Source organism: Psychrobacter immobilis (assembly GCF_904846185.1).
GTDB classification, from domain to species: domain Bacteria; phylum Pseudomonadota; class Gammaproteobacteria; order Pseudomonadales; family Moraxellaceae; genus Psychrobacter; species Psychrobacter immobilis_B.
In genome coordinates this window covers 81259-94383 of sequence record NZ_CAJGZQ010000015.1, presented here as the reverse complement: position 1 = coordinate 94383, position 13125 = coordinate 81259, and the positions used below count along the sequence as shown (strand labels likewise).

At 43.2% G+C, this 13125-nt stretch carries 10 protein-coding genes; 9 read left to right on the top strand and 1 reads right to left on the bottom strand.

Annotation, left to right across the window (positions count from 1 at the left end; translation table 11 throughout):
- Positions 1-305: 305 nt before the first annotated feature.
- The 3 genes from JMW94_RS09585 to bfr (JMW94_RS09575) all read left to right on the top strand — a co-directional run bounded on the left by JMW94_RS09585 (position 306) and on the right by bfr (JMW94_RS09575) (position 1969).
- Positions 306-497 carry a bacterioferritin-associated ferredoxin gene (locus JMW94_RS09585; RefSeq protein ID WP_198329921.1) on the top strand — a complete coding sequence of 64 codons (192 nt, stop codon included), beginning with the start codon at positions 306-308 and terminating at the stop codon, positions 495-497.
- 436 nt (positions 498-933) lie between these two features.
- Positions 934-1422 (top strand): bacterioferritin, encoded by a 489-nt coding sequence (gene bfr / locus JMW94_RS09580; protein WP_201604189.1) that lies wholly within the window; start codon positions 934-936, stop codon positions 1420-1422.
- Positions 1423-1489: 67 nt separating this feature from the next.
- A complete protein-coding gene (gene bfr, locus JMW94_RS09575) occupies positions 1490-1969 on the top strand; it encodes a bacterioferritin (RefSeq protein WP_201604186.1) in 480 nt (159 codons plus the stop codon).
- A 191-nt stretch (positions 1970-2160) separates the two neighbouring features.
- Here the strand turns inward: bfr (JMW94_RS09575) and JMW94_RS09570 are convergent, their stop codons facing one another.
- Positions 2161-3537, bottom strand: coding sequence for a DHA2 family efflux MFS transporter permease subunit (locus tag JMW94_RS09570; RefSeq protein ID WP_198329923.1), 1377 nt, complete (start codon positions 3535-3537; stop codon positions 2161-2163).
- Between the two features lie 355 nt (positions 3538-3892).
- Here JMW94_RS09570 and yghU point away from each other — a divergent pair, with 355 nt between their 5' ends.
- The 6 genes from yghU to JMW94_RS09540 all read left to right on the top strand — a co-directional run bounded on the left by yghU (position 3893) and on the right by JMW94_RS09540 (position 13082).
- Positions 3893-4747, top strand: a complete 855-nt coding sequence (gene yghU, locus JMW94_RS09565) for a glutathione-dependent disulfide-bond oxidoreductase (RefSeq protein ID WP_201604184.1) — start codon at positions 3893-3895, stop codon at positions 4745-4747.
- A gap of 362 nt (positions 4748-5109) precedes the next feature.
- Entirely contained in the window at positions 5110-6381 is a 1272-nt protein-coding gene (locus JMW94_RS09560; protein WP_227685475.1) for a DUF1176 domain-containing protein, read from the top strand.
- A gap of 583 nt (positions 6382-6964) precedes the next feature.
- Entirely contained in the window at positions 6965-8632 is a 1668-nt protein-coding gene (locus JMW94_RS09555; protein WP_055125462.1) for a DEAD/DEAH box helicase, read from the top strand.
- 176 nt (positions 8633-8808) lie between these two features.
- Positions 8809-10053 (top strand): DUF819 domain-containing protein, encoded by a 1245-nt coding sequence (locus tag JMW94_RS09550; RefSeq protein WP_201604181.1) that lies wholly within the window; start codon positions 8809-8811, stop codon positions 10051-10053.
- Between the two features lie 299 nt (positions 10054-10352).
- Positions 10353-10901 carry a peroxiredoxin-like family protein gene (locus tag JMW94_RS09545; protein WP_201604179.1) on the top strand — a complete coding sequence of 183 codons (549 nt, stop codon included), beginning with the start codon at positions 10353-10355 and terminating at the stop codon, positions 10899-10901.
- A gap of 417 nt (positions 10902-11318) precedes the next feature.
- The gene (locus tag JMW94_RS09540; RefSeq protein WP_201604177.1) at positions 11319-13082 is read left to right on the top strand and encodes a hydantoinase B/oxoprolinase family protein; all 1764 of its coding nucleotides are present in this window, start codon (positions 11319-11321) and stop codon (positions 13080-13082) included.
- The last annotated feature ends 43 nt before the right edge of the window (positions 13083-13125 follow it).

The following is a 13125-nucleotide window of genomic DNA, read 5'->3' as shown; positions in this document are numbered from 1 at the left end:
GTTGATTGAGGGCCTTCACTTGGTGTTCTTTAACAATGATAAGACTGTATTTCGACAGTTAGTTAGCTTTTTAACCCCTAAACCTATGAAAATCGGGTGGGGATGATTTTTTTGTCGTGTGCAGAGACCAATAATATATCAAATGCTATTGCAAATGATAATAGTTATCGTTATTATATATCAAGCCATAAAAATGACCGTGAATATCAAGACAAACACTCTATTCACCATTTTTATCATCAATGCACTAAATTTATGAGCAATAAAAGCAGTTACCGAATAGCGGTATTCAGAGGAGCCAGACCATGTACGTATGCATCTGTAATGACGTAAAAGAAAAGCAAATCAAAGCAGCCATTGCTTCAGGTATCGATACCCTTGACGGTCTAAAAGATACCCTCGATGTTGCGACTTGCTGTGGCTGCTGCGAACCGATGGTTAACGATTACCTAGATGAGTATCATGCGAGACTCGATGTCTTGGCTTACGCTGTTTAAACGTTATCAAACCAGAGATTTACTACCCAGCTGTTCATCACCTCATTACACCAATATCACTAGTACGCCTCGATATCACATACATTCAATATTCCGCACTTATCCTTTGGTCATTATACATAAAGGGTAAGTTGCGAGCGTCCATATAACTTTACCTATACACCTATTACAATGATATTGAGCATCATTAGCAGCCATTATTGTGATAAACCAGTGACTACTAAAGCTAGTTAATTATGATTCTCAATTAGCATCTTATTCTTAGTTCATAACATTACAAGCTGTATAGCGCCTATATGCTACTATATCTGTCTCACGTTGTAAGACGTTTTGTTGATTTTGATCTTTACTGATCAGTTTACCAATAGTACTATTCTTATATGGATAATTATGAATGTATGGTGATCTGTAAAATATAAATAGGGGAGTATAGGTTATGATAGGTAGCCCAAAAGTCATTGATTATTTGAATTTTTTGTTAGGCGGTGAGCTTGCTGCCCGTGACCAGTACTTTATTCACTCAGAAATGTATGCTGAGTGGCATTATGGCAAATTGTACGACCGTATCCATCATGAGATGGCAGATGAGACGCTACATGCCCAAGCTATTATTCGCCGTATCCTAATGCTGAGCGGCACGCCGAAAATGACGGTCAATGCCATCAATATCGGCGCGACAGTTCCTGAAATGCTGCAACTTGACCTTGAGCTAGAGTATCAAGTACAACAGCACTTAAAAGACGGTATTGCTCTCTGTGAAGCAGAGCGCGATTATGTCACGCGTGAGATGTTGGTAGAACAACTAAAAGACACTGAAGAAGATCATGCGCATTGGCTTGAGCAACAGTTGCGCTTAATCGACATGATAAGTCTTCCTAATTATCTGCAAAGCCAAATGGCAGAAGTCACTCCCAATCTTGTTTAATGTCACGAAGATATGAACAATAACCATAGTATTTAGCATAAATAACGACATGAAAGGGAGAGAGATAATGAAAGGGGATAAAGAGGTTATTCGCGCTTTAAATAAAGTGCTCGGACAGTCATTGATTGCCATCAACCAGTACTTTTTACATGCGCGCATTGCGCGCCATTGGGGATTAGAAGCCCTCAATGAAAGTTTTTATAAACAGTCTATCGTTGAGATGAAATGGTCTGATGAGCTGATTGCCCGAATTTTATTGCTAGGCGGTTTACCAAATTTGCAAGATTATGGCAAGATGTTCATCGGTGAAGATGTGCCAGAGATTATCGAATGCAATTTGCGCCTAGAAAAACAAAAATTCGAGATCATTACCGACGCCATTACTTTATGTGAAACAAAGTCTGACTATGTGTCGCGCCAGCTATTGGTGACGCTAAAAGATGGTAATGAAGAGTATCAAGACTGGTTAGAGACTCAAGAAGACTTGATCGAAAGCATTGGGGTTGAGCGCTATATCCAATCACAAATGGATGATGACGCGCCTTAATAGTTCATTGTTGATGCAATGAACCGTAATATGCTCTAAAAATGCCAGCGTGTCGTGTGGTTTATAATCACTCACATGCTGGCATTTTTGTGTCTCATATTTGACAATGCGTACTATCTGCACTGCTGACAAAATCAACGCTCAATCAATATTTTTTCAAACTCTTTATTCAAAATCCAAATATCAGCGGCTCAGTATAAGCCGCGCCCATCTTCAGGCTTAAGTCGTAAGAAGTACAGCCCCGAGAGAATGGTCAAGACCCCAAGTATCCAATAGGTGGTTTGAAACGCTGTCAGCGTATCCATTTGTAGGCGTTCACGTAACAGCGTCAGTACCGCTGCTCCAAAAGCAATACCGAAACTAATCGCTAACTGCTGATTGACCGCCATCAAGCTATTGCCGCTACTAGTTTGAGCGCCTTCTAAATCACCGATAGTAATCGTATTCATCGCGCTGAATTGCATAGAATTACAAGCGCCCATTATGGTCAAAATAGGGATAAACCACAGCCACTGTGAGGCATCGGTAAACTGTGCCAACACAATGATGAGCGTGCCCATCAAAAACGTGTTGAAGACCAGTACTTTGCGATAAGTATAACGCTGAATAATTTTACTGACCCATGGTTTAATCCCGATAGCACCGACTGCGATGGGCGCAAGTAGCCAACCTGCCTGCGACGGTGAGTATTCAAACACCACTTGCAGCAACAGCGGCAGCAAAAACGGTACAGCGCTAATACCTAAGCGCGTGAATAGGTTACCAGTGATGCCAATACGAAAGGTGCGAATGTCAAACAAACTCAAGGGGAACAACGGTGCTTGACGACGCTTGGCGTGCCAGATATAAGCGCCTATCAATAAACTGGCCACCAAACTAAGCAACAACCCATAAAACCCTCGACCAGTCTGTGAGCCGAATTCTACAGCAAGCGTAAACCCACAAGCCGCTGCCGCAAACAATAAAAATCCTGTCCAATCAAGCCGCTTGGTATCCTCAAATAGTGCGGGAACCAGTTTTTTGCCCATGATAAAGCCAAAAATACCCATCGGTATATTGATCAAAAATATCCAATGCCAACTGGTATATTGTACGATATAGCCACCTAAGACAGGCCCTACTAGTGGTGCTACCAAAGCAGGAATTACCGCAAAGTTCATGACGGTCAGCAGCTTATTGCGTGGGTAGGATTTGACCAAAATTAAGCGAGCCACAGGCGTCATCATCGCCCCGCCAATACCTTGTATAACCCGTGAACCAATCAAAAAATCCAACGTTGGTGACGCAGCACATAGCAGTGAGCCAATACAAAAGATAATAATCGCTGCCAAAAATACTCGGCGCGTGCCGTATTTATCCGCCAAAAAACCACTGATGGGAATAAATATGGCCAAAGTTAGCGCATAACTGATCACCGCCCACTGCATTTTTAATGGAGACTCACCCAGTGCTTGCGCCATTTGTGGCAATGAGGTGTTCAAAATAGTGGCATCCAAAATTTGCATGAATAGCGCCACCGCTAGCACATAGGGCAAGTATTTATCTTGTGTCGGGGTTAGCGTTACCATGTAAATCTCATTAGATATCCCATCATAAAATGAACAAAATAGTCTATTGATGACTAATTCGCTATACCAACCGAGTAGTATAAGAAAGACTCAATCATAATAAAAGGGAATCAAAGTAACGGCTGGCGGTTGAGGTTATAGAATTCTGTGTTTAGAGATAATAATATTAACACTGCTTACAAGAGAGGACTTTAATATCAGGGTTGGTTATCGTTATAGTAAACCCTCGCTAACGACTTAAGCCAATAGATAAGCAATACAGCCAATCTCATCTCAATCATATGAGATTGAATTGACTAACGACGATATAAGTAGAAGCATCAACAATACGATAAAGATAAACTGAGGATATATTATGAGTCAGGAAAAGAACAAAGCTTGCAATCATACCGATGGGCAAAACGATAAATATGTACCACCAAAGGTTTGGACGCAGGACAAAGAAAACGGTGGTAAGTTTGCCAGTATCAATCGCCCAACAGCGGGTGCGCGCTATGAGAAAGCGCTGCCAGTAGGCGCTGCGCCATTACAGCTGTACTCGTTGAATACGCCAAATGGCGTCAAGGTTAATATCCTGTTAGAAGAGCTTGCCGAGATTGGTGTTAAAGGTGCTGAATATGATGCCTATAAAATTGATATCTCTCAAGGAGAGCAGTTTGGTTCTGGCTTTGTAGCCATAAACCCTAACTCAAAAATTCCAGCCTTGGTTGATCATTCTTCCGATATAGCTGGCGAGCCGATAGCGCTCTTCGAGTCTGGTGCTATCTTGATGTATCTGGCAGAAAAATTTGACCAATTTATGCCTTTATCACTTGGCAAAGCACGGGCAGATTGTTTGTCTTGGGTCATGTGGCAGATGGGCAGTGCGCCTTTCTTAGGTGGCGGCTTCGGACATTTTTATGCTTATGCGCCTGAACCGCTAGAGTACCCGATAAATCGCTATACCATGGAAACCAAACGCCAGCTCGGTGTGTTGGATACCCATCTAAAAGACAGCACTTATATGTGTGGCAACAACGAAGCCGATTATAATATTGCGGATATGATTATTTGGGCATGGTATGGACAATTGGTGCTTGGAAAGCTCTATGATGCCGCCGAGTTCCTGCAAGTTAATGACTACAAGCATGTGAAGCGCTGGGCACAGGCAATTGCTGAACGTCCAGCCGTTAAGCGTGCCGTAGACCTGTCATTAACGCCTATTGACTAAACCTATCGATAACAGACGCATTAATAAAAACAACAAGGCTGATAGGCTATTTGCTTATCAGCCTTGATTTTATCCGACATCTCGCTATTCTATATTCATATATGGTTATATTAAAATAGAGATATACTTACCTGTTTACACAATGATACATTAGTACAACAGATAGAAACCTTAGTACGTTAAGATAGCTTGAGTACCTCAAGCAGATAACACCTTAATAAGCGGGTATTTGTACTGCTTCTTTGATTGGTTTAATATTATTGGGATACCAGCAAGGCAAATAGAGCCACTTATAATAGACTGAGTAAATCAGACAACATATCTGATTGAAATAAGATTGACTATATTGATGGATAACGATTATGAAGGATGATAACCGTAAACGGATCAACTTCTCACGACAGGCGATGGCTAGCGAATTAAAAGTTATCAATACCAAACTCAGCGCCATTTATAACGATCAACAGATAGATGCTGATCGATACTCAATATTGCAATACAAAGCCAACTTGACCACCCATCCTAAAAAAATAAAAAAGATACTCTTATTGATGATAAAAAATAAAGTACGATTACCTATGTTTGCTGCTATCAGCGCAGCTTTATTTAGTACAGCGACGATGGCCAGCAATGGCGTTGAATTTACCAATCAAGACTGGCAGGTAGTCTGCGACAATACCCGTACGTGCCGGCTGGCAGGCTATCAAGCAGAAAACAATAGCGAATTTCCTATATCGATATTGCTCATACGCCGTGCAGGCGCAAATGCTGGTGTGGATGGCAAGGTAAAGCTGGGCGGTGCTAAAGAAAGCTCATCTAAAGCCTTGATGCAACTTGGCAATCGTCATCGTATATCATTGTTCATCAATGGTAGAGACTATGGCGAAACCAAGCCGTTTTCAACTGCAGCAGGTAATGCTGATCTGACCCCAACACAAGTCACAGCGCTACTAGAGGCACTGACTAAGTCAAGCAAAATTGAGCTAGTGCTACGTAACTCACGCTGGCAACTGTCGGATAAAGGGGCTAGCGCCGTCATGCTCAAAGCAGATGAAGCCCAAGGTCGAGTAGGGACATCATCTGCCTTTATCAATACTGATGGTGCCGCCAAATCAAATAGCACTGTATTGTCACCCAAGTCCGCACCAAAACTTCGCTTTGTGGCGCCCAATCCGAAAGCCGTCGCTAGTGACAATAGAAAGTTTGTGATGAAATCGTCGCAGCTAGCGGCGCTGATGAAAAGTACGATGAAAGATGCGGATAGTGACTGTCCCAATCTATCAGATAAATCACCATGGCGTGTGAGCCGACTGAATGGCTCACAGCTCTTGGCACAACATGACTGCTGGACAGGTGCTTATAATACTGGTGCAGGCATCTGGGTCATCAATGACAGTAAACCTTATAAACCAACATTGGTAACCACCAACGCCACTGGCTATGATAAGGGTAAAATCACTTCCGTACAAAAAGGTCGCGGCATCGGTGATTGTTTAACCAAGACTGATTGGGTATGGACAGGCAAGGCATTTGAAAAAAGCCATGAAAGCACCACAGGGCTTTGCCGTATGATTGAAGCGGGCGGTGCTTGGCAATTGCCGACGTATGTCACCGAAGTTAAAATGGTGCGATAGCCGCCAATAATACTGCTGATTGTCTTATTACTCAGCATATTGAACGCGTACTTCTATAAGCAAATTTGCTTTATTTACCGAGAAATTTAATAAATAGCTACATATAATATTTTATTGTGCTATACTGCGTCGCCACGTTAGCTTAGGCTTTCGTGAATTATGAGATTGATAACATCGCCTGCGATTTTGGGTCTAGGATGACCATAAGTAATTGTTGCCGATGATTTTGTGTACTTGAATAACCTGTCATGAAAATAGCAGTTATTTTTGACTCATATCTTATCTACCGAACCATAAATATGGTTTAAATTGGTTGTTATTCGCGATTATTTGCTTTGGACAAAGCATTAATAATACGCTTATATCAAACAAGGATGAGACACTCGGCACTACCACCAAAATACGTCAGACAGCACGAACGCATTTATTGTAGAGGCTCTAAGCTTTATTGACTTGGCTTCTGATTATCGACACTTACATGTGGTCCGGTAATTCTTTAATAAAGGCAGCGTGGTGAACGGTTATCAGTGGTATGCATCAAGCTTGCTGAATTTACAGCAACTTATACTTACCAAGGATTCTCATGACTGATATTTTATCTGCAATCGCCGCTGAAAACGGCATCATCGAAAACACTGACACTCCAAATACTGATACTAATAATCAAGCGGCTACTACTGACGCGACTGATGAAGATCAAATTACCTTTGCTGAACTAGACATTGCCAAGCCGATTTTGACTGCGCTTGATCGCAGTGGTTATACCAATCCAACACCTATTCAAGCACAAGCCATTCCTTTTGCACTAGCAGGTCGCGACTTATTACTGTCTGCGCAAACCGGTAGTGGTAAAACGGCGGCATTCGTTATCCCTGTACTTGACCGTTTAAGCCGTGCCACTAGCTTTGATAAATTAACTAAAGCTCTTATCTTAACGCCAACGCGTGAACTTGCTCAGCAAGTACATGATAGCGTACGTACTTATTCTAAAGACATGCGTGGTCTATTCTGCGTACCTTTAGTGGGCGGCGCACCATACAATGGTCAGATCACTGCGTTGAAAAAAGGCGTTCAAGTTATCGTTGCCACCCCAGGTCGTCTACTTGACCATATCAATGCTGGTCGTGTTGACTTATCAAGCTTAGAAATTTTGGTACTTGATGAAGCTGACCGTATGCTAGACATGGGTTTTGCTGATGATATCAGTGACATCCTTCGTGCTGCACCAATTGATCGTCAAACGATTATGTGTTCTGCAACTTGGGATGGCCCAGTAGGTAAAATCGCTGCCAGCTTCACTAAGAACCCTGAGCGTGTATCAATCAAAGTAGAATCTGCACACATCGAAGAAAAAGTGTACTACTGTGATGATTTCGATCACAAAAACCGCTTACTTGACAAAATCGTTTGCCAGCAAGATATGGAACAGATCATTATCTTTGCTGCTACCAAACGTAGCACTGAAAAACTGGCCAAACAGCTACAAGAAGCGGGTCATAAAGCCAGCTTCCTACATGGTGATTTGCCGCAAAGCAAGCGTAACCGTATCGTTCAAGACTTGCGTAATGGTAAAGTTAAAATCCTAGTAGCGACTGACGTTGCGGCTCGTGGTCTAGATATTCCAGCTATCTCGCACGTTATTAACTATGATCTTCCACGTCAGACTGAAGATTACGTCCATCGTATCGGTCGTTGTGGTCGTGCTGGTCGTACTGGTATCGCTATCAGCTTATGTAGCATGGATGATCGTCCACAGCTAAACGCTATCAACCGTTATTTAGATCGCAAAATGGAAGTATGTATCATCGAAGGCATGGAGCCTAAGAAGACTTATGTACCTAGCGAAAATAAAGGTAATGGTCGTGGCCGTGGTCGTGGTCGTTCAAACGGCGGCGGTGGTAATGGTCAAGGCCGTGGTCGCTCGAGCGGTGGTTATCAAGGTAATCCTGCTAATGCTCGCGGTCGTTCAAGCGATAGCGCCTCAACTGGTCAACGCGCTAGCAATGACAGCGGTTATCAAGGTAAGCCACGTGACGCGTCAGGCAAGCCAAATGAGCGTTCAGGTGGCAAGCCGTATCAAGGCAAGCGCACTGGTGCTCCTAGCCGCGGCGATAGCACTGGCGTTCCACGTGGTGAGCGTGCTGCAACAGGTCGTGGTCGTCCAAGTGGCAGCCAAGGTCGCCCAGCAGGTCGTTCTGACAGCCGTGGTCAAGGTCGTCCAAACGGCGGCAACCGTGGTAACAACTCGTAATACTTTTATATTTTGTGATTAAAGTTATTAATTGCTTGATCGCCTAAAGATAGCACTAAAAAAGCCAGATACTTGTTATCTGGCTTTTTTGTGTTTATTCGATCGCTGCTTGCGCGTTTTTTTCGCCTTGTCTATACTAACAAGCTTTTATTCATCGTGTGCTGCGGAGCTATTTGATGCCCGATATTTCTCATTTAACCATTGATAGCCTGCCATTGGCTTTTGGCATCATTATGGCCATTATAGGTTTGGTTTTTTATACCCAAGGATTACCCGGTAAATTCTGGCAGCGCTTTTATGCGGTATTGCCGGGTATTGTGCTGTGCTGCTTTATCCCTGCAACGCTTAATAGTTTAGGCGTCTTCGCTGACGGTATCGGCTCACAGATTTATGGCTTTACTGCCACGTATCTGTTGCCAGCAAGTTTGCTGTTAATGACCTTATCGATGGATGTACCGAAGATATTGGGGCTAGGTTGGAAAGCCATCGCCATGTTTTTTGCTGCTAGTATCGCGATTATTATTAGTGGTCCAATAAGCTTAGGTGTCGCTAAATGGATATCGCCTGAGATGTTTACTGATGACACGCTATGGCGTGGGTTTTCGGCGGTGGCGGGTAGCTGGATTGGCGGCGCGGCAAATCAAGCAGCGATGAAAGAGTTGTTTGGCGTCAGTGATGATTTATTTGGGATGATGATTTTAGTCGATACCACCAATGCCTCACTTTGGCTGTTGGCTATCTTGGTACTGGCGAAGCATAGCGATAAGATAGATCGGCTATTGAGGGCAGACACCAGTAGTATTGATAAAGTGATTAAGGCGGTTGAGAATTATGGGCGTGACAATGCTCGTCCAGCAACTTTAAATGACTTGATGGTGATGTTTGGCTTATGCTTTGCTATGGTGGGTGTCGCACACTTTATCGGTGGTCAAATTGCAGGGTTTTTTGCGCCCTATAGCTGGGCAGTACAATACAGCTTTGCCAGCTCGTTCTTTTGGATGGTTGTGATTATAACCTTGATAGGGGTAATTTTTTCCTTTACCAAGATACGTCGCCTTGATCATGTGGGTGCTTCCAAAATTGGTACGGTATTTATCTTCATCTTGATTGCTGCTATTGGTATGCAAATCAATCTTGCGGGTATCGTCTCGCAGTGGCGACTGCTCCTTATTGGTTTATTATGGATGAGCATTCACGTTGTCATTATCTTTGCTGTGGCTAGGATGATCCGTGCGCCGTTTTTCTTTTTGGCAGTCGGCTCCAATGCCAATACTGGCGGTGCATCATCGGCACCTATTGTCGCAACGGCATTTCACCCATCACTCGCGCCAGTTGGGGTCTTTTTGGGTATTCTTGGTTATGCGGTAGGTACTTTCGGTGGCTATATTAGTACCCAACTGATGCGCTTGGTAGTAGGGTGAGCTCAAATATAATGCTTAGCATTGGTAACGCTAGACGCTTCTGTAGTAACGCTAACTAGTCTGCGCTGTTAATCGCTATCATATTCATATGAGTCGGACTGGTTAGTATTAGTTGATAAACAACTATGTTGACCCATCATATCTCTACAGAGAGAAAAACTTTCAATTTATACCAATTTAATAACAAAAAGCCGACTTCACCGTCGGCTTTTTACTTGTAGTATCAATACATACTAAATTGAGCAAACACTCAAATTTGATATTAAATATTTTTAACCCAAAACTATAAGGATAAAACAATGCAAGCAAACTACAACCCAAAAATCATTGCTGGTGTAACATTTCCTACTATCGAAGTACCCACTTATAATGGTGACATGGCGCTATTGGGCAAGCCCGAAAATGGTCATGACTGGAAAATGGTGGTTGTTTACCGAGGTCAACACTGTCCTATTTGTACCAAATACCTCAATCAGTTAGAAACATTAAAATCGGCATTTAATGAAACGGGTGTCGACGTCATTGCTGTTTCAGGTGACAGCAAAGAGCAGGTAAAAAGCCATTTGGAAAAAATAAATGTGAGCTTTCCTATCGCCTATGATCTGACCGTTGAACAAATGAAAATGCTGGGTCTTTATATCTCCAACCCACGTTCAGAGAAAGAAACCGATCATCCATTTGCAGAGCCCGGCTTGTTTGTTATCAATACAGAAGGGAAGATTCAGATTGTAGATATCTCCAATGCTCCTTTTACTAGACCTGAGCTGGAAGCCTTGGCAAATGGTCTGGCCTTTATCAGAAATCCAGAAAACAACTATCCTATTCGTGGTACACACGATTATGCTTAAGACTGTATTATTGACGACGGCATTTTTCTTGATGTCAGACATTTAATACGCTTAAGTGTGGCTGTAAACTCAAAACTAAACTAATAACTAGTCAAAGACGTAAATTCATAGGGCAGTGCATCATAACCGATGCATTGTCTTTTTTATTGCAAACGCTCTTTATTGTTAACATTCTCTCCAAAAGCTGAAATCACAAACCTTATTTATACAGGTGTGCACTCACAGTCAAAAACCCTGCACTGTCAGTCAATCTATTTACCAAAAACCTCGCTATAGTAAAAAAGCTTCGTCATTAGGATGGATGACAGCCATATAAAGAATGAGTGTAATTGTTAAGTATTAACGGCCACATTGGGCGCTATATTTTACAGAGCCACTCATATCTTCTGATATAAATTTCTAGACAGGGAGTCTCACATGAGCAACGCTCACACTTCAATTGATCCTATTACCTTGTCCGTCGTACGTGGTGCCTTAGAAACGGCGCAGCGCGAGATGACGACAACCTTAGAAAAAACCGCTCGCTCTAGCGTCTTCAACTTAGCTCACGATTATAGCAATGCTTTGTTTGATCATCTGCCTGAGATGATTTTGCAGGGTCAAGACATTCCTATTCATTTAGGTTCACTCATGCCAGCCATGAAAGCCGTTGCCGAATATTATGGTGATGACATTCATGAAGGAGACGTTATTTATCACAACGATCCCGTGATGATGGGCAGTCATATCCTAGATTGCTGTATGTATAAGCCAGTGTTTTATAAAGGTGAGTTGGTGTTTTGGACAGTATGCAAAGGTCATGTCACTGATATCGGTGGTCCCGTGCCAGCAGGATATAATCCAGACGCTAAAGAGATATACGCCGAAGGGTTGCGCATTCCGCCCATCAAAATATGGGAAAAAGGCGTTAGACGTCGTGATGTCATTAACTTAATCCATAGTAATATGCGCTCTCGCCGTAACCAAGAAGGCGATCTTAATGCTCAATATGGGGCGTGTGCAGTCGGTGAGCGTAACATGATTGCGCTATTAGACAAGTATGGCGTAGAGACCGTCCGTGCGGCGATTGAAGAGCTAAAGAATATGGCTGATACCCATATGCGATCATTGATCTCATCTATCCCAGATGGTCAGTATCATGGCGAAGCGGTATTAGAAGATTCAGGTCACGGTTTGGGTGATTTGACCATCAGCGCTGATATTGAGATTAAAGACAGTGATGTACATATCAAGATTACCAGTCCACCGCAAGTCCCTTACTTCATTAACTCTTATGCTGGTAACTCGATGTCTGGTGTACTGCTAGGTCTGATGATGTTTGCCCAAGTAGACCCGCCGTACAACGAAGGTTTATATCGCTGTGTTACGGTAGATCTGGGTGAGCATGGCACGCTATGTAATGCCAAAGAACCTGCCCCTCATGTGAATTGTACTACCACACCGATGGAAACCTTAACTGATGCTGTGCGTATGGCTTTTGAAGATGCAGCACCAGATCGCGTGATTGCTTCCTGGGGTCATGCCTCAGGTATCAACATCTCAGGTATTGACCCAAAAACAGGGGAACAGTACGTCACTATGATTCTAGCTTCGATTATCTCTGGTGCTGGCGCGACTCAGCAGATGGATGGCTGGCATGCTTGTGGCCCATTATGTTGCTTCGGCGCGCTAAGCTCTGGTGATATTGAGCTACTAGAGTATCAATATCCTATCTTAATTCATAAGTATGGCTTGGTAGAAGACAGTGGCGGTGCTGGTGAGTATCGTGGTGGTTGCGGCACCGTATGGGAAGTTGAGCCGTTAGGTCATGAGATGACAGTAGTGGCGTTTGGGGAAGGTCGTGAGCATCCGACAATGGGCGCTGCTGGTGCGGAGGAAATCTCACCTGAGCTGAAATTAGGGCGCTTAGAGATTATCCATAAAGATGGCGTCACCGATCTGCACAAGCAAAATATAATGACTGAAATACAACCGGGTGACCGTGCGCGTAATACCAATCCAGGCGGTGGCGGCTACGGCAGCTCGTTTGCACGGTCGGTACCCGCAGTGTTAAAAGATGTAGAAGAAAGAATCATATCAGTAGCAGCGGCTAAGACTGAGTATGGAGTGGTTATTGACCCACAAACGCTGGCGGTCAATGAAGCAGAGACTGAATCGCTACGCCGTAAGCTGACGGCATAACAACAAATACCAACTGATATTAAATAATTTGAGTTAAGGATGA